Origin of the sequence: Devosia sp. (assembly GCF_017307565.1) — a bacterium.
Taxonomy (GTDB): Bacteria; Pseudomonadota; Alphaproteobacteria; order Rhizobiales; family Devosiaceae; genus Devosia.
In genome coordinates this window covers 1-18056 of record NZ_JAFKHD010000345.1, presented here as the reverse complement: position 1 = coordinate 18056, position 18056 = coordinate 1, and the positions used below count along the sequence as shown (strand labels likewise).

At 63.1% G+C, this 18056-nt stretch carries 15 protein-coding genes and 1 tRNA gene; 8 read left to right on the top strand and 8 right to left on the bottom strand.

Annotated elements, in window-relative coordinates; translation table 11 throughout:
- Positions 1 to 1249, top strand: a 1249-nt coding sequence (locus J0I64_RS13610) for an L-serine ammonia-lyase (protein ID WP_291409109.1), incomplete at its 5' end; no start/stop codon positions are given.
- A gap of 56 nt (positions 1250 to 1305) precedes the next feature.
- On the opposite strand, the gene J0I64_RS13605 is transcribed toward J0I64_RS13610, so the two are convergent.
- Both J0I64_RS13605 and J0I64_RS13600 read right to left on the bottom strand, forming a co-directional pair.
- Positions 1306 to 2727, bottom strand: a complete 1422-nt coding sequence (locus J0I64_RS13605) for a mannose-1-phosphate guanylyltransferase/mannose-6-phosphate isomerase (RefSeq protein ID WP_291409107.1) — start codon at positions 2725 to 2727, stop codon at positions 1306 to 1308.
- An 82-nt stretch (positions 2728 to 2809) separates the two neighbouring features.
- Complete coding sequence (locus J0I64_RS13600; protein ID WP_291409106.1) at positions 2810 to 4033, bottom strand: benzoate/H(+) symporter BenE family transporter; 1224 nt, start codon at positions 4031 to 4033, stop codon at positions 2810 to 2812.
- A gap of 102 nt (positions 4034 to 4135) precedes the next feature.
- On the opposite strand from J0I64_RS13600, the gene J0I64_RS13595 reads away from it, so the two are divergent.
- Both J0I64_RS13595 and J0I64_RS13590 read left to right on the top strand, forming a co-directional pair.
- Complete coding sequence (locus tag J0I64_RS13595; RefSeq protein WP_291409104.1) at positions 4136 to 5617, top strand: PLP-dependent aminotransferase family protein; 1482 nt, start codon at positions 4136 to 4138, stop codon at positions 5615 to 5617.
- 103 nt (positions 5618 to 5720) lie between these two features.
- Entirely contained in the window at positions 5721 to 6503 is a 783-nt protein-coding gene (locus J0I64_RS13590; protein WP_291409102.1) for a YggS family pyridoxal phosphate-dependent enzyme, read from the top strand.
- Between the two features lie 63 nt (positions 6504 to 6566).
- On the opposite strand, the gene J0I64_RS13585 is transcribed toward J0I64_RS13590, so the two are convergent.
- Positions 6567 to 6643 (bottom strand) — tRNA-Met (locus J0I64_RS13585).
- 251 nt (positions 6644 to 6894) lie between these two features.
- Here J0I64_RS13585 and J0I64_RS13580 point away from each other — a divergent pair.
- Positions 6895 to 7932 (top strand): aldo/keto reductase, encoded by a 1038-nt coding sequence (locus J0I64_RS13580; protein ID WP_291409100.1) that lies wholly within the window; start codon positions 6895 to 6897, stop codon positions 7930 to 7932.
- A 28-nt stretch (positions 7933 to 7960) separates the two neighbouring features.
- On the top strand, positions 7961 to 8683 hold the full coding sequence (locus tag J0I64_RS13575; protein WP_291409098.1) for a DUF599 domain-containing protein: 723 nt from the start codon (positions 7961 to 7963) through the stop codon (positions 8681 to 8683).
- Between the two features lie 42 nt (positions 8684 to 8725).
- Here J0I64_RS13575 and J0I64_RS13570 read toward each other — a convergent pair whose 3' ends face one another.
- Positions 8726 to 9979 (bottom strand): tetratricopeptide repeat protein, encoded by a 1254-nt coding sequence (locus J0I64_RS13570; protein WP_291409096.1) that lies wholly within the window; start codon positions 9977 to 9979, stop codon positions 8726 to 8728.
- 82 nt (positions 9980 to 10061) lie between these two features.
- On the opposite strand from J0I64_RS13570, the gene J0I64_RS13565 reads away from it, so the two are divergent.
- Complete coding sequence (locus tag J0I64_RS13565; protein ID WP_291409094.1) at positions 10062 to 10748, top strand: pseudouridine synthase; 687 nt, start codon at positions 10062 to 10064, stop codon at positions 10746 to 10748.
- Here the strand turns inward: J0I64_RS13565 and J0I64_RS13560 are convergent.
- A complete protein-coding gene (locus J0I64_RS13560) occupies positions 10699 to 11442 on the bottom strand; it encodes an SDR family NAD(P)-dependent oxidoreductase (RefSeq protein ID WP_291409092.1) in 744 nt (247 codons plus the stop codon). The genes J0I64_RS13565 and J0I64_RS13560 overlap by 50 nt on opposite strands.
- Positions 11443 to 11916: 474 nt before the next feature.
- Here J0I64_RS13560 and bfr point away from each other — a divergent pair, with 474 nt between their 5' ends.
- A complete protein-coding gene (gene bfr, locus J0I64_RS13550; RefSeq protein WP_291409088.1) occupies positions 11917 to 12402 on the top strand; it encodes a bacterioferritin in 486 nt (161 codons plus the stop codon).
- 96 nt (positions 12403 to 12498) lie between these two features.
- Complete coding sequence (locus tag J0I64_RS13545; RefSeq protein WP_291409086.1) at positions 12499 to 12912, top strand: VOC family protein; 414 nt, start codon at positions 12499 to 12501, stop codon at positions 12910 to 12912.
- Positions 12913 to 13076: 164 nt separating this feature from the next.
- Here the strand turns inward: J0I64_RS13545 and J0I64_RS13540 are convergent, their stop codons facing one another.
- The 3 genes from J0I64_RS13540 to J0I64_RS13530 all read right to left on the bottom strand — a co-directional run bounded on the left by J0I64_RS13540 (position 13077) and on the right by J0I64_RS13530 (position 17837).
- Positions 13077 to 14072 (bottom strand): alpha/beta hydrolase, encoded by a 996-nt coding sequence (locus tag J0I64_RS13540; protein ID WP_291409084.1) that lies wholly within the window; start codon positions 14070 to 14072, stop codon positions 13077 to 13079.
- A 195-nt stretch (positions 14073 to 14267) separates the two neighbouring features.
- Positions 14268 to 15470 (bottom strand): lytic murein transglycosylase, encoded by a 1203-nt coding sequence (locus tag J0I64_RS13535; protein ID WP_291409082.1) that lies wholly within the window; start codon positions 15468 to 15470, stop codon positions 14268 to 14270.
- Positions 15471 to 15605: 135 nt separating this feature from the next.
- On the bottom strand, positions 15606 to 17837 hold the full coding sequence (locus J0I64_RS13530) for a mechanosensitive ion channel domain-containing protein (protein WP_291409080.1): 2232 nt from the start codon (positions 17835 to 17837) through the stop codon (positions 15606 to 15608).
- Positions 17838 to 18056: the final 219 nt, after the last annotated feature.

Genomic DNA, 18056 nt, shown 5'->3' with positions numbered 1-18056 from the left:
GATCACTGCAAGCCTTCACGGCTCTCTCGCTTATACCGGCATCGGCCATGGCAGCGACCGCGCCGTCCTTCTCCGGCTTGCCGGGGAAAATCCGCGCGAGGTCGATCCCGACCGCATGGACGCAATCATTGCTCATATCCGCGACACCGGCCGCATCGAGCCGCCCGGCCATCGCTCCTATCGCTTCCGGCCCGCCGTCGACCTCGCCCTCGACACGCGCACCCCGCTCCCCGGCCACCCCAATGGCATGCAGTTCTGCGCCTATGACGGGGACGGGCAATTGCTGCTGCGCCGGGTCTATTTCTCCATTGGCGGCGGCTTCGTCGTCAGTCAGGACGAACTGGCCGCGCTCAAGCAGGCCCCCGCCATCAAGCAGGACGTGCCCTGGCCCTTCGCCAATGCCGCCGAAATGCTCGACATGGCGCGCCACTCCGGCCTTTCCGTTGCCGCCATGAAGCGTGCCAATGAGGAAGTGCGCGTCTCCCGGCAAAAGCTCGACAAGGGCCTCGACGACATCTGGTCCGCCATGTCCGGCTGCATTGATCGCGGCCTCATGCAGGACGGGCAATTGCCCGGCGGCCTGAAAGTGCGCCGCCGCGCCAAGGCCCTGCATGTGCAACTGGCGGAAAAATGGGGCCGCAACGAGATCGATCCGCTGAGTGGGAACGATTGGCTCAGCCTCTTTGCCATGGCCGTCAACGAAGAGAACGCCGCCGGTGGCCGTGTCGTCACCGCCCCCACCAATGGCGCAGCCGGCGTCATCCCCTCGGTGCTGCGCTATGCCACCCAGTTCCAGGCCGGCATGGGCCGCGCCGCGGTGCATGATTTCCTGCTGACCGCCGCTGCCATCGGCGGCATCCTCAAGCACAATGCCTCGATCTCGGGCGCCGAAGTCGGCTGCCAGGGCGAAGTCGGCTCCGCCTCGGCCATGGCCGCAGCCGGGCTCTGCGCCATCCAGGGCGGCACACCCGAACAGGTGGAAAACGCCGCCGAAATCGCGCTCGAACATCACCTGGGCATGACCTGCGACCCCGTCGGCGGCCTGGTGCAGATCCCCTGCATCGAGCGTAATGCCTTCGGCGCCGTCAAGGCCGTCACCGCCGCCTCACTCGCTCTCAAGGGCGACGGCATCCACGCCGTCCCGCTCGATTCCTGCATCGAAACCATGCGCCAGACCGGCCAGGACATGAGCGAAAAATACAAGGAAACCAGCCAGGGCGGCCTTGCTGTCAACGTCGTGGCCTGCTGAGCACAGCCTCATCCTGCCAAAGGCGCGCCGTCGGGTGAGGGGGGCCTTAGCCCCACTCAGTTCCGCCCGAACTCGTCCTCGATCCGGATGATGTCCTCCTCGCCGAGATAAGACCCGGTCTGCACTTCAATAAGCTCGAGCTCGATCTTGCCCGGATTGGCCAGCCGGTGCGTGCAGCCTAGCGGCAGATAGATCGACTGGTTCTCGGTCAGCATGGTCACCTGCCCATCGACCGTCACCTCGGCGGTACCGCGCACCACGATCCAATGCTCCGAACGGTGATGGTGCTTTTGAAGGCTGAGCTTCTTGCCGGGCTTCACAAAAAGCTTCTTCACCTGAAACCGGCCGCCCATCAGGATCGACGAATATCCGCCCCAGGGTCTGTAGGACGTCTTGTGCGTTTCGGTCAGCGCCCTCGTCGCGGCATCCGCCTTCAACTGCTTGGCGATCGCCCCGACATTCTGCGCCTGGCTCAACCGCCCGACGAACACCGCATCCTCCGTCGCGATCACGGCGACATCGTCGAGCCCGTCGATCACCACATGGGCGGATTCGCTCATCACCAGCGAATTGGTCGAGTTCGAAATCAGCGCCGGGCCGGAAACGGCATTGCCATTGGCATCGTGTCCCTGCCCTTTCCACACTGCATCCCAGGCACCGAGATCGGACCAGGCAAAGGACACCGGCAGCACCGCAGCCTTGTCCGTGCGCTCGAAAATCGCATAGTCGACCGAGATATTGGGCGAAGCCGAAAAGGCTGGCTCATCGAGCCGGATGAAATCGAGGTCACGTCGCGCGCCCGCCACCGCACCGCGCGCAGCGGCATAAACGTCGGGAGCCAGCGTCTCGCACTCGGCAAGAAACAGCTTTGCCGGCAGCATGAACATGCCCGAATTCCAGGCAAAGCCGCCCTGGGCCAGCATGACCTCGGCCTTTTCAAGATTGGGTTTTTCGACAAAGGCCGCAACCTTGTGGGCGCCATGGTTCAGCGCATCACCGATGGCAATGTAGCCATAACCGGTTTCCGGCCGGTCCGGGGTGATACCGAAGGTCACGAGATGCCCGTCGCGCGCGGCAAGGGCAGCACTGTCCACCGCACCAAAATATTCTGCACTTGCCGGAATCAGATGGTCCGAAGCCAGCACATGAATGACCGCACTCTCATCCTGACTCACCGCCACGAGCGCCGCCGCGGCAATCGCCGCCGCCGTATTGCGCGCCACCGGCTCGAGCAGGATCGCACCGAGTGCAATGCCCCGTTCCTGCGCCTGTTCGGCGACAAGGAAGCGATATTCGGCATTGGTGATGACAACAGGCGCCGCGTAGCGCCCGGCATCCTTCACCCGCTCAAGGCTCTGCTGGAAGAGACTGGTCTCCCCCACGAGATCGATGAACTGCTTGGGGCGCGCCGAGCGCGACTTCGGCCACAGTCGGGTCCCCTGACCCCCGGCGAGAATGACAGGAACGATAGATGACAAGGAACTGACCTGCGCTGGCTGTCGAGATTGCAAACCCTTATCCGATCATTGAGTTCTTTGCCACCACCGCTCGAAAACGGCATCACTCCGCCGCCTTGGCGCCAACCGTCCCGCGCCGCGGCAAGCGCACAGTGAGCACCACATGCGCCACCAGCCCGATCACCAGGCCCCAAAAGGCTCCGCCGATCCCCAAAAGGTTGATATTTGCCGCCGAAGCCAGAAACGTGATCAACGCCGCTTCACGCCCCGCCGGGTCCGCCATCGCTCCGGCAAGACTGCCGCCCACCGTACCGAGCAGCGCCAGCCCCGCAAGGGTGGTGATAAAAGTCGCCGGAAACGCCATGAACACGGCCGCCAGCGTCACCCCAAATATCCCGACCAGCACATAAAATGCACCGGCCGCCAACCCGGCGATCCAGCGCCTCGACGGGTCCTCATGGGCCTCCGGTCCGGTAGCAATGGCCGCCGTGATCGCTGCAATATTGAAGGCATGTGACCCAAAGGGGGCCATGACCAGCGATCCCAGCCCCGTGACCGCCACGATCGGATTGGCACTGGTCTTGAACCCGTCATTCCGCAGCACCAACATGCCGGACATATATTGGCCTGTCAGCGTAATGAGAAAGAGCGGCAGCGCCACGCTGAGCAGCGCATTGGCGGAAAATACGGGCATGGTGAAAACCGGCTTGGCAAACTGCAATTGCAGGCCCGAGAGATCGACACGCCCCTCGATCAGCAAAAATGCCAGCCCCAAGATCAGAATCCCCACCACCGCATAGCGCCCGGCAAACCGCTTGAGCACCAGATAGACGACGACCAGCAAACCAACCAGCTCCGGATCAAGACTGGCCCCACCAAACGCCCCAATGCCGAATTGCAGCAGGATGCCGGCCAGCAGGCCCGAGGCGATGCCCGGCGGGATCAGCCGGATCACCCGCTCGAAACACCCTGAAAGTCCCAGCACGACAAAGGCCGCCGCCGAGATCATGTAGGCCCCCACCGCCTCGGCATAAGGCGTCGCGGCGAGCGCCGTCACGAGAAACGCCGCCGCTGGCGTCGACCATGCCGTGATGATCGGCTCGCGATAGCGCCAGCTGAGAAAGAGCCCCGTCACGCCGACACCGATCGAAATCGACCAGACCCATGACACAGTCTGCTCCGGGCTCAACCCGGCAACCCGCGCCGCCTGAAATACGAGGATGAAAGTGCCGCCATAGTTGACGATGACCGAGATCAGCCCCGCCACCACCGGATGGACAAAATCGGTTAGCCGAAATGGCGATCGTTGCAGGGAAGGAGAAGGCATCCCAAAGCTCCAGAAAATTGGCCCCAGGGCCGTTCGGGCTTGACTTCTAGTCGCCAATTGGCCTGACATTCCCTGCCATTTATCGAGCAGAGGCCAGACCATTTGTTCAAGCACTCGCAGCTCGAATCCGTCAAAGCCGCACTTGCCCATCCCAGCTATGCTGCCATGCCGCTGCACGCGCGCATCCAGCGCGCCATAAGACAGCTGATCGTCGATGGCGCCCTTGGCCCCGCAAAACCTCTGCCTGCATCGCGCGCCTTGGCCGTGTCGCTCGGGGTTTCCCGCGACACCATCGAAGCCGCCTATGCCCAGCTCCATGCCGAAGGCTTTATCGAGCGGCGCGTCGGCAGCGGCAGTTTCGTCGCGGAAATGACCAAGTTCGCGCCAGGACGACGGCCAAGCCGACGCGAAGCCCTGTGGCGCCATCAGGCGCCCAATCTCTCTCAGCGCGGCGCGGCCCTGTTCCGAAGCGGTGGCGTGCGCGAACTCCTCGCGCCCCGCCCCTTCGTCCATGGGGTGCCGGAAACACGCAATTTCCCCCTGCAGCTATGGGAACGGCTCGAACGGCAGGTGCTCAAGGAAATCGGCACCAGGGCGCTGATCGAAGGCCACCCTCAGGGCCTCGAGCCGCTGCGGCGCGCCATCGCCGACTATGTCAATCTCGAGCGTGGCGGCCACGCCACGGCCGATCAGGTCCTCGTGCTGACCAGCTCGCAGCAGGCCATGGCACTCTGCGCCAATCTCCTGCTCGATCCCGGCGATGACATCTTTGTCGAAAACCCCTGCTATTATGGCGCGCGCAAGGCTTTTGAGGCCGCCGGACTCCACTGTGTTCCCATCAGCGTCGACCGCCAGGGCATCGAAGTCGACCAGATCCTCGCTCAGCCTCAACGAGCCAAAGCCGTCTTCCTCACCCCCTCGCATCAGTTTCCCACCGGCGCAACCCTGACCCTCGATCGCCGCCTCGCCCTCATCCAATGGGCTGCGCACCATCAGGCCTGGATCATCGAGGACGATTACGACAGCGAGTTTCACTATGCCGGCAGGCCCACCGCCTGCGTGCAGGGGCTCGATCCGCATGAGCGCACCATTTATGTCGGCACTTTTACCAAGGCCCTCTTTCCCGGCCTCCGGCTCGGCTACGCCGTCCTGCCGCCACAACTGGTAAAACCCATGACTGTGGCCCGCACCCTGCAAGACGGCCACACCGCATCGCTGACCCAGCTGACCCTCGCCCGTTTCATGGAGGGAGGCCATTTCGGCGCCCATGTCCGCGCCATGCGCAACACCTATGCCCGGCGCCTCGATACCCTCGTCACCCAGCTCCGCCGGTACCTGCCCGATATCCTCGATCCGCAAATCCCCGCCGGCGGCCTCCAGATGCCCTGCCACCTCATCGGTGACATCGCCGAACGCAGCGCCATCGAAGCCGCCCGCCGCACCGGCATCGAGTTGATGGGGCTCTCCGCCCTCCATTCCGGCAATATCGGCCAGACGGGCTTTCTCATGGGCTTTGCCGCCTACACGCCGCTCGAAATCGAAGACGCCGTCAAGCGCCTGGCTCAAGCCCTGCGCGACGCCTGACGCAATGGTCTGCTGATCACTGGAAAAGTGGCCGGGAAATACAGACCATCCTCATGCTACCCCGGGGAAGACCTGTCACCGTCCCGAGGAGCGAGCCAAGGCCATGCCTGCCCCCAATATCCCGGTTCTTTCCCCTGCCGATGTCGCCCGCTTCGGGCCGAACCCCGGTCCCGCTTTCGCGGCCAATCTTGCCGCCGTAAACGCCCGTATTGCTGCGGCCTGCGAGCGCAGCGGCCGGGCCCGTGACGATGTCCGCCTTCTGCCCGTCACCAAAACCGTGCCCGCCCAGGTGCTGCGCCTCGCCCATGGCGTCGGGATCACCGATTTCGCCGAGAACAAGCTGCAGGAAGCCCGCGACAAACTGGCAGAACTGGGCGATCTCGCTATCCGCTGGAGCATTGTCGGGCATCTCCAGACCAACAAGGTCAAATACCTCGTCCGCTTCGCCTCCGAGTTCCACGCCCTCGACAGCATCCGCCTCGCCGAAGAACTGAACCGGCGCCTGGAACTTGAAAACCGCGATCTCGACGTCTTCGTCCAGGTCAACACGTCAAACGAGGATAGCAAATATGGCCTCCCTCCCGACGCTCTGCTCCCCTTCGTTGAGCGCCTCGCCGATTTTCCGCGCCTCAAGCCACAAGGCCTCATGACCCTTGCCCTCTTCAGCGCCGATCCCGCGCGCGTCCGTCCTTGCTTTCGTCTCCTCGCCGATCTGCGCGAACGCGCCCTCGGCATTCATCCGGGCCTGACCAGGCTCTCCATGGGCATGTCGGGCGATTATGAAATCGCCATCGAGGAAGGCGCCGACATTGTCCGCGTCGGCCAGGCTATCTTCGGCCCCCGCCCCACCAGCGATGCCCATTACTGGCCTGGCGCGCCAGGCTGAGCCGACATTTCGAAATGCCAAAAAGGAAAAGGCCCACAAGACTGAAGTCTTGTGGGCCTTTTTTGGTTGCGGGAGCAGGATTTGAACCTGCGACCTTCAGGTTATGAGCCTGACGAGCTACCGGGCTGCTCCATCCCGCGTCAAACACAGCGCCTCGGCGCGGTGTGAGGGCTATATAGGTGGTAGCGCCGAAGACCTCAACCCCCAACTCGCCCTGAGTGACGCTTTTTTGACGTTTGCGCCCCGACCTCAGCAAAATCAGGCATTTGCAGCGCATGGCATGTGGAAAACTTGTCGTGACATGGCAACCATCCCGCCCCGCCCCTTCCCGCCATCGCGGCGAACGGTCTACCGTCCGCCCCGGTTTGGAACACAGGTTAAGAGGCGTGTCATGGAACTGAAGAAACTCGGACGTACGGGGATCGAGGTCACCGACATCTGCCTCGGCACCATGACCTGGGGCAGCCAGAATACCGAGGCCGAAGGCCACGCCCAGATCGCCATGGCGCGCGATGCCGGCATCAATTTCATGGACACCGCCGAACTCTATGCCGTGCCGGGGAGCCCGGAAACCTCCGGCCGCACGGAGGAAATCATCGGCAACTGGTTCGCGACCCACAAGGATCGCGAAAGCTGGGTGCTCGCCAGCAAGATCGGCGGCGGCGGCAATGCATTCCTGCGCGAGGGCAAGCGCGCCGATGGCGCCTCGATCCGCGTCGCCGTGGATGGCAGCCTGAAGCGCCTCAAGACCGACTATATCGATCTCTACCAGATCCATTGGGCCAGTCGCGGCCACTATCACTTTGAGAACTACTGGCGCTATTCCCCGCACAAGCAGGACACGGCCGACAGTCTCGCCAATCTCGAAGACATGCTCGAAACCCTTGGCGACCTCGTCAAGGCCGGCAAGATCCGCGCCATCGGCGTCTCCAACGAAACCACCTGGGGCATTGCTCAGTGGCTGCGTATTGCCGAAGCCAAGGGCCTGCCGCGCCTCGCTTCGGTGCAGAACGAATACAATTTCCTCCGCCGCCTTTTCGACCATGACCTGGCCGAACTCAGCCACCACGAAGATGTGGGGCTCCTGGCCTATTCCCCTCTCGCCGCCGGCATGCTGACCGGCAAATATCTTGGCGGCGCGGTGCCCAATGGCAGCCGCAAGGAATATCAGAAGGGCTTTTGGCGCCAGAACGAATATTCCGACGCCGCCACCAGCGACTACCTGGCCCTCGCCGCGCGCCACGGGCTTGATCCGGCGCAGATGGCTATTGCGTTCTGCCGCAGCCGTCCCTTCGTCACCTCGACGATCATCGGCGCCACCAGCACCGCGCAGTTGGCGACTGATCTCGGCGCCGCGACACTCACCCTGTCGGATGCAGTTCTCGCCGATATCGACGCGCTCTTCCGCCGCCACCCCCGCCCGCTATAATCGGACCAGCAACGCCTCGGGGGCCGCCGTGACAACCACCCTTCTGACCTCGCTCTTCCCGCTCTTTGCCTACTACGCCTACAATTTCATCGTGCCCCTGGTGGAGCGGCGACGGCCGTCGCTCTCGAGCATCATGAACATGCAGCGCCGGCGCTGGGTCAGTAACGCCACCCGGCGCGAAAGCCCGTTCGATGCCATCCTGTCGGGCAATATCATGGGTTCGGTCAGCTTCCTGGCCTCGACCTCGGTTCTGCTGGCGCTGGCGGTCTTCGCCGTCTTCGGCCAGACCCCGACCTTGATGGAAACGCTCGACACGCTCTCGGTCGACAACACCTTCACCGTGGGCGACGTGCAGATTCATCTCATGGTCATGCTGGTCATGTTCGTCCTGGCCTTCTTCGCCTTCACCCTGTCGCTGCGCCAGTTCAATCACTATTGCATCATGCTCGGTGCGCTCGATCATGACCGGGTAGCTTCGGAAGAAGAAATCGACGCCATCACCCGCATGAACGCGCTCGGCGCCAAGAATTTCAACTCCGGCATCCGCGCCTATTATTTCGCGGTGTCGACCGTTGCCTGGTTCGTCTCGGAATGGCTCGCCGTCGCGGCATGTCTTGCCACGGTGCTGATCATCGTGCAGCGCGAATTCTTCTCGACCGCCCACCGCGCCGCGGCCTCCGCCGCCGTCAGCGCTGCGCGTCACCGCCAGAAGGCTGCCGCCGAAGCCAATCCCGGCCAGGACGAGTTCTGAGCCCAAAACAAAAGGGGGGCTCAACGCCCCCCAAAAAAATCTCTATTTCGACTTGGTCTTGCCGCCGGTCGCCGGCTGGTTGAGCCGGGCGAGATTGTCCACCGCCAGCTGATAGCCCTGCGCCGCCGATTGCTCATAATAGCTCTTGGCCAAAGCGAGATCGACATCGACGCCGAGGCCATTCTCATAGATATGGCCCATATTGTTGAGCCCGATCGGCTGGCCCTTGTCGGCCGCCATTTCGGTCCACTTGCGCGCCTCGTCATAGTCGACCGCGGTGCCGAGCCCATCCATATAGATCAGCCCCAGATTGACCGCGGCGCGCATTTCCCCGCCCTCGGCCGCTTCCTGGTAGAGCTTGCGGGCCCGCGCATAGTCCTGGGCAACGCCGCGTCCGTCTTCATAAAGCAGCGCCAGATTGTGCATGGCGAGCGCCATGCCCTGGTCAGCGGCCAGCTCATAAAGCTCGGCCGCTTCCTTGAGGTCCTGATCGACGCCCTCGCCGTTTTCAAGGAGGAACGCCAGATTGTTCTGGCCATACATGTCGCCCTGGTCGGCTGCGAGCCGATAGAGTTCGGCCGCGCGCGTCGGGTTGGCCTTCTGCCCCAGCCCATCCTGCAGCAGTTTGCCGAGGTTCACCTGGCCGGAAACATCGCCCTGCTCCACCGACCGTTCGAACCAGGCGGCAGCCGCCACATAGTCGAGCGGTACGCCCAGGCCTTCCTGATACATCAGCCCAAGATTGGACTGCGCCTTGGCCATGCCCTGCTCGGCCGCCGCGCGATACCAATGCGCCGCCTCGTTGTAATCCTGCTCGACGCCCTCGCCGAAATCATAGGAAAGCCCGAGGCTGTTCTGCGCCAGGGCAAAGCCGGCCTCGGCGCCCTCCTGCAGCAGTTCGGCGCCGCGCTCCATGTCAACATCGACGCCGTCGCCGGTGATCAGCATGTCACCAAAGATCGCCTGCGCCACCACATGCCCGCCCTTGGCCGCTTCCTCGAACAGCGGCACGGCCTTGGCGGTGTCGCCATTGGCGAAATAGGCGCGCGCCAGCCAGCCCTTGAGCTGGGCCGAATTGGGCTCCTGCTTCAGCGCTTCGCTACAGGCCTTGATCGCGGCGGAGGTATTGATGTCCCAGGTTTCCATGCCGATCGATTCGAACCCGACTTCGTACTGGCTCGACGCCTGCGCCGCGCAGGCGTCAAAGGCGGGCCCGGCAAGGACCGGCGCCGCAGGCAAGGCAATCACCGTCGCCAGGGCCAAAACGGTTTGTCTGGACGACAGGATCGACTTCATGGCTTTCTCCCAAAATTCTGCAGGCTGACGCTGTGGCGCGATGTTAGCCCGGCGATTGCGACCAACAAAAGACCTTTGCGTTATGCTGGTGAACGCCAGCATGATTGCCGCCGGCGGATGGCTCGACTATCACAGCGCCATGGCCCGGCTCATTCTCCTCAACAAGCCTTTCAACGTGCTCACGCAGTTTTCCGGCGGCGAGCCTGGCGGCACGCTGGCCGATTTCGTCAAGGTGCCCGATGTCTATCCCGCCGGGCGTCTCGACAAGGACAGCGAAGGACTGCTGCTCCTGACCGACGATGGCCGCTTGCAGGCCGAGATTTCCTCGCCCCGCTTCAAGCTGCCCAAAACCTATCTGGTGCAGGTCGAAGGCATTCCCTCGGACGAAGCCCTGCAAAAGCTGTGCACCGGCGTCACCCTCAATGACGGCCCCACCCGACCCGCCGAAGCCAGGCGCATCGACCCGCCCGACCTCTGGGAGCGCAACCCGCCGGTGCGGTTCCGCAAGAGCGTGCCCGACAGCTGGATTTCCCTCACCATTACCGAGGGCCGCAACCGCCAGGTGCGCCGCATGACGGCCGCCGTCGGCTATCCGACCCTGCGCCTCGTGCGCTGGCAGATCGGGGATTGGACATTGGAAGGCCTTGCCCCCGGCCAATGGCGCGAGGTCGCAGCCCCGCGCCGCTCCCCGGCGCCGCCGACAGCCGAACGCCGGCCGGTCAATAGGTCGCCCGTCCCCCCGAAAGGTCGAACACGGCGGCCGTCGTAAAGCTGTTTTCACGGCTGACGAGCCAGGCCACCATATTGGCCACTTCCTCGACCTCAAGGAACCGGCCGCGCGGAATGCGGCTCAGCATATAGTCGATGAATTCGGGCTTCAGCTCGTCGAGAATACGCGTCTTGGCCGTCGCCGGAGTAATGGCATTGATGGCGATGTCATATTTCGCCACTTCCTTGCCCACGGCCTTGGTCATGCCGATCACGCCAGCCTTGGCCGCCGCATAGGCTGCGGCATTGGGGTTGCCCTCCTTGGCCGCGATCGAGGCGATATTGACGATGCGCCCATAATTGCGCGCCTTCATGCCCGCAAGAATCGCGCGGTTGACGTGGAAGGCGCCATTGAGGTCGATATCGATCACCCGCCGCCATTCATCGAGCTCATATTCATCGAGCGGCGCGTTCTTGCCCGCGATCCCGGCGGAGTGGACGAGAATGTCGATCCGCCCCAGGTCCACTTCGACGCTGGCCGTTGCCGCAGCAACCGCGGCATAGTCGGTAATGTCGACGGCAACCGTTGAAGCCGCCCCGATCTCCGCCTTGGCACTCGCGAGGAGATCAGCCCGCTGATCCCACAGGCTCACCCTTGCCCCCGATGCCTGCAACCGGCGCGCCACGGCCAGGCCGATGCCCTGCGCGCCCCCGGTCACGACTGCCACCTGGTCTTTGAGATCGATCTGGTTCACGCGTTTTCCTCCCGCTTGTCCCCTCACCCTAGCGCGTTTTGCGGCCGGCGCGAGGCCCCCAGGGTCCGCGGGACGAACTTTTCCGTTTTCCTGCAAAGCCTTGCCTAGCGCGTCCCCGCGCGACAATTTATGATGTTGACATTCAACTATGCGGAGCGTTTATTGCCGCCCGTTGAGACGACTTTCCGGCCCCACCAATGCTTGTCTGCCAGTGCAATATGATTACCTCGAACGAGATTGAGGACATCGTCCTGGATCTTTTGAAGGCCGATCCGTGGCAGTTGGTGGTCCCGGCAAAGGTGTATTCGGAGCTCAATCGACGTGCGAAATGCGCGGGCTGCGTGCCGAATGTGGTGGACATTATCGTCCAGGTCACAGAGAATTATCACGCCCAACATGCCCATCCGCCTGGTGACGTTGTCACGTTCCAGACAGGGCTTGAAAAGCTCAAGCAGCAACGCAGTGGAGTACGTCGTGAAAGGCGAAGCACAGGTCATCGAGCGGCTTAACGAAGCCCTTTTTCTCGAACTTGGCGCCGTCAACCAGTATTGGGTGCATTATCGCCTGCTGGATGATTGGGGCTACAAGAAGCTCGCAGCCAAGGAACGCGCTGAATCCATCGAAGAGATGCATCACGCCGACCGGTTGATCGAGCGCATCATTTTCCTCGAAGGCCACCCGAACCTGCAGCGCGTCGCGCCGCTGCGCATTGGCCAGACCATCAAGGAAGTCCTCGAAGCCGATCTCGCCGGCGAGTATGACGCCCGCGCCGCCTACAAGGCGAGCCGTGAGCTCTGCGAACAGCTCGGCGACTATGTTTCGAAGAACCTCTTCGAAGCCTTGCTGACCGACGAGGAAGGCCATATCGACTTCCTCGAAACCCAGCTCGATCTTCTCGACAAGATCGGCCCGGAAAAGTACGGCCAGCTCAATTCCGTCTCGGCCGACCAGGCCGAATAAGACGATCAGGTTTTTTGGAAACGCCCGGCTCGTCCGGGCGTTTTGCTGTCCAGCCCCGGGATTTCGGCCAGGGTCAGACGCCAGACGGAGCCCGCCATGGCCTTCCACACCGGCCGCCTTATCGACCATGTGCACCTGCGCGCGCATGATTTCGACAAGACGCTGAAATTCTACAAGGCCGTCTTCGACGTTCTCGGCATCCCGATCACCGCCTCGGGCAAGGACTGGTTCCAGGCCGACGAACTCTTCGTCGACCAGACCCCGGGCGATATCCTGCCCAGCCACATCCATCTCGCCTTCCAGGCGCATAACCGCGCCATGGTCGACGCCTTCTACGAGGCCGCCCTTGCCGCCGGCGGCCAGGACAACGGCCCGCCCGGCGAGCGCGACTACCATCCCGGCTACTACGCTGCCTTCGTCACCGATCCCGACGGCAACAATATCGAAGCCGTCTTCCACGGCCCCAGCAAACGCTCCGCCGCCTCGGTGGTGATCGAGCCGCAGCATTAACGACGCCGCCCCTCGGCGCTCGCCAACACCCCCTCCCATCCTCCCCCATCAAGGGGGAGGTGTTGCATCGAGTATGTGGCTAGATAGTGCCACGCCCTCCAGACAGCACCTCTCCCTTGATGGGGGAGGATGGGAGGGGGGGGAGCCACAAACGCAGACCCCGCTCAATCCTCGATCGGCTGGAACATCGAATTGAGCTGCGACAGGATCTGATCCATCGGCGCCACCGATTCCGGCAGCTGCTCCGGCGCCTCGGGCGCCACAGCCACATAGGGCACCCCACTCGGGAAGGCGCCAAAGCGCTGGAAGAACCCGACCATGTCGTCGAGCACCGGCATGCGCCAGCGCCACAGCGCGCCCATGGCGATCACCGGCTCCATATGGCCAAAGCCTTCATAATACTGCGTCGTCACCCACACGCCCTGCGCCCGCAGCCGTTCGGCAAAGTGGTTGGTGTTCTGCACACGCACGATGGGGTCGGTGGTGCCGGTCGCCAGATACATTGGCGGGGCATCGGAGGTAATGAGATTGACCGGCTGCGTCCCCTCGGGGTTCGGCGCTCGGCCAAAAGCCTCCTGCACTTCGCTATATTCGAAGGGATAGAAGTCATAGGGCCCCGAAAGCGCTGCGACGGCGAGGATCGGCATGGTTACGCCAAATTCGCGCCGATAGGACGGATCGAGCGCCAGCATCACCGCATTATAGGCGCCGGCCGAATGCCCGGCGAGAAACAGCCGGTTGGGGTCGCCACCGTAATTGGCGATATTGTCCTGCACCCAGCGCATCGCCGCGGCACTGTCATAAAGGAAGTCGGGGAACCGCACTTCCGGCACCAGACGGTAGTCGGCAATGACGGTGATGAAACCGCGCGAAGCCAGCGCCCGGCCGACAAACTGATAGTCGCTGCGCTCTCCCCGGCTCCAGCCGCCGCCATAGATGAAGAACACCACCGGCGCCGGCGCGCCGCGCTGCTCCGGCCCATAGATATCGAGCTTGTGCCGCGGCCCATCGGCATAGGGAATACCATCCCCGATCTTGGACGTGCCGGCATCCATCGATGTCGGCAGGTTGAACGGGTCCATCACCGAGAGGGCAAAAGCCGGGATCGGCAGCAGCGAAACGAGAACCGCGAGCGCGGCAAGAATACGAATTCTGGACATTCGACACAAAGATCTAGGGAGGGAAGCCTTGGCACCGTATAGCCGAAAGCCGGACATATTGTGACCCGCTGGCCGGGGCCAAATGGGCGAAGGCAGGCGCACCGTTTTGGCGCTGGCCTGCCCTCTACTTAAGCCCCCCGAGTCTGCGCCCCTGGGGTTAACGAGAGGTTAACGCACTATCACGCTTTCGCGCGATCAGCGCTTCAGCCGGTCGAGCAGCAGGCCCGAAACGTGGCCGTCTGCCGGCACGCCCGCCCGCGCCTGAAAGGCCATCACCGCCGCCCGCGTCTTGGGACCGATAACCCCGTCGGGCGTGCCGACATCATAGCCGGCGCGCGACAGCAGCGACTGCACCTGGGCGCGCTGGTCCTTGTTGAGCGCATAGTCCCCGGCGGGCCACGCCGTCGCAAAGCTGCCCCCGCCGATGATCCGGTCGGCCAGATGCCCGACGGCCAGCGCATAGCTGTCCGAGTTGTTGTAGCGCTTGATCACATCGAAATTAGGCAGCAGCAGGAAAGCCGGACCATTGGCCCCCGCGGGCATGTAGAGCCGGCCCACATCGCTCGCCCGCGGAAAGGCCCGGCCGGAGACGCGGGCAATCCCCATCTGCTGCCATTGGCTCAGCGGCGCCTTTTCAATCTGTCGGGCGCGGGCAAAATCAAAACCTTTCGGCAGCTTGACTTCATAGCCCCAGGTCTCCCCAGCGCGCCAGCCAAAGGCATTGAGATAATTGGCCGTCGAACCCAGCGCATCGGGCACCGAGTTCCAGATATCCTTGCGCCCGTCGCCATTATAATCGATCGCATAGCGCATGAAGCTCGAGGGCATGAACTGGGTGTGCCCCATGGCTCCGGCCCAGGAACCCACCATCTGGTCGGGCGTGATATGCCCGTCCGAAACGATGCGCAGCGCGGTCAGCAGCTCCTTGCGGAAAAAGTCGGTGCGATAGCCGCCCTCGGTGAGGGTGGCGAGCGCATGGATGGTGTTGTTTCCACCCATGAAGCCGCCGAAATTGGTTTCCATGCCCCAGATGGCAAGGACGATTTCCGGCTGCACGCCAAAGCGCTGCTGCGTACCGGCAAGGGTTTTGGCCCATTCGGCGCGCATCGCCGCGCCCTTGCTGGCCTGGGCCGCGGTCACGCGCTTGTCGATATATTGCTGCACGGTCTGGGAGAATTCTGGCTGCTTGCGCGTCAGTTCCATGACCTTGGAAATCGGCGAATAATTGGCAAAAGACGCATCGAACGCCTGCCGGCTGACGCCCATGGCCTGCGCGTCGGGCCAGAGGCTGCGCACAAAGTCGGCGCTGTTCGCATGCGCGGGAGCCGCCATGCCAACAACAAGGGAGAGAGCCACAAGGGCTTTGCCAAAGGCGAAAAGTCCGCCGGATCGGATCATGTCGAGCCTCGTGATACGCGCTACTAGAAAGTCACGAGCGCGCCGGCTGAACAGCTTTCGGGCGCGCGTATCAAATAATTAACGCACCCGATTAAGATCACCTTAAGGCAAAAGCCCCGGCCGATCACGATGAGTTCAAGCCGGTTCTTCGCCCCCCGGCGGCAGTTCGGCAAGACGTCCGCCCCGCTCACCGACATAGCGCATGCGCGGCGTTGGCGTGTCGATGCCGCGCTCGGCAAAGAGCCGCATCAGAACCTCGCTATAGTAGCGCCCCGCGCCCCACTGTTTGCCCGCCAGCGTCTTGATGCGCGAGCGCAGCTTGACCGAAGCCGGCGTGATGGCGATCAGCCCCTGCAGGTCGAGATCGTCGAGGATCACCGCCTTGAAGTCGGGCTGCTCCATCACCTGGGCAAAAGCGTCACGCATCGCCTGCTTGGCGCCCTCGATGTCGCTGTCATAGGCGATCTCCACCTCCGACACATAGAAGGAGAAGCCGCGCATCATGTTCGACACCTGGTCGACCGACGAGAACGGAATGAGGTGTACCGTGCCGGTCATGTCGCGAATGGTCACCGAGCGGATGGTCAGCTTTTCAACCACGCCCGACTTACCGGCGGCCTCCACCACATCGCCTTCGTTCATCACATTCTCGAACTGGATGAAGATGCCGGTGATGATGTCCTGAACCAGCTTTTGCGCGCCAAAACCGATGGCCAGACCGACGACACCGGCACCGGCGAGGAGCGGGGCGATATTCACCCCGATCTGGGCCAGCGCCAGCATCAGGCCGAAAATCACCAGCGCCACGGTGAAGGCGTTCTTGAAGAGATTGAGCAGCGTCTTCTCGCGCGGCGTCACCGCCTTGCCCGCGCTGGCATTGAGCCGATATTCGACCCACGATGCCACCACGACATGCAGCACAATGGCGACGAGAATGATCAGCGCCGCCGACACCACCGAGCCGGCAACCGCCAGCCCCTCGTCGCTCGCAATCCAGCTGGCAAAATCAAAGAGATCCCAGGCCTGTCCCACCGAAATCACGACCGCCGCGATCACAACCCAGCGCACCACGGCCATCACCGCTGGCACAAAGGCCTGCAACCGGCTTTCGAGCAGCGGCAGACGCTGGCTGATATCGGGCGGCAGCCGCAGTCCGACATTGACGAAGCGGCCGATAAAGCCGACCACGAGCGAACCCACCACGATGGCGATCAGCGACTGCAGCGTCGCACCCAGCATGAAGGGCAGCGCCTCGTCGGGATTGGCAAACCACACGACAAGCAACGCCAGCAGGTAGGTGATCGCCAGCACGTGCCAGTGCTGCCCGACCGCCGCCAGCACGCGCCACAGGCCCGAACTACCACGACGCACCGACAGGTCCGAGAGCCAATTGCGCACATCGTCCTTGTTCTGCAGCACGATGATCACGCCCACGGTGACGACCGTGATCATGATCAGCACCTGCACAGCAGCAGCCGCAGCCGGCGAAATCGCCGTCCGCAGAAGCGGGGCGACAAACATGAAAGTATAGCCGAGCAGCGACACGACCCGCGCCAGCCAGAACGACCAATAGGCCGCATTGTCATCGGTAACGGGCAGGAAGCGCAGCGTCGTCAGCCGCGGCGCCAGCAGCACCCGGACCGCCAGCTTGCACAGTTCGACGAGCAGGAAGGCATTGAGCAGCAAGCTCTGGTTGATGCCCATTTCGCCGCGCGGCGTCGTGCCGAAATTGAGCGCCAGGATATAGCCAAAGGCCCAGGCGACGATCACTGTCAGCGCATCGAACAGCACACCGACCGCAACGATCCCCATCTTCTGCCAGGCATTGCGATTGGCGGCGCCGCGCGAAATTCCCGCCAGCACCGGCCGCACCAGCAGTTTCATCAGCCAGAAACTGCCGAAGAGTCCCGCGAGTACGACGCCAAGATTGACCGCCAGCGTCCGCAGCGCGTCATAATCTGCCGCCAGCGTCCCCCTGAAAGCCTGATGAAAATTGGTGAAAATCCCGCCGATCGCCCGCACGGTCGCCGAAGCCCCCTGCGCCACGCCCCGCGTATACTCGGCCAACTGCCGCGCGATGCTGAGATCGGGCAGGACTTCCTCGGTTGGTGTCTCTTCGGCCGTCGTCGGCGCCGCCTGCTTCAGGCGCTCGATCAGCGCCGCCCGCGCCGTATCGTCTTCCAGAATGCGCACGAGATCGTCGACCGCCTGGCTCGATTCGGTGGCGCTATTCTCAGTGCTCGCAGGCACACTTGTGAGCCCGGGCACCTGCGCAAAAGCCGGCGTTGCAAGCAGGATAGTGAAAAGGAAGAGACGAAGAAGCAACTGCATAGCCATCGCAATGACGATCAAAATGGGCCTCAGCATGGCGGTCCCCGTCCCGAGGTCAACCCCCACACGGCGACTATTCTCTAGTCCTGAAGCCGCCTCCCCGCGTTGCCGTCCTCCCTCTCAGCCTTTCCCCGTACCCGGCTCCGCATTTTTCCGCGGAACCTGCAAAGTTGGGATAGCGCGGCCTTTGTGCTATTATGACGAGCGGAAAGAAGAACGACCGGGTTCAAAAGAGCTTCAGCCCCCATCGCCCTG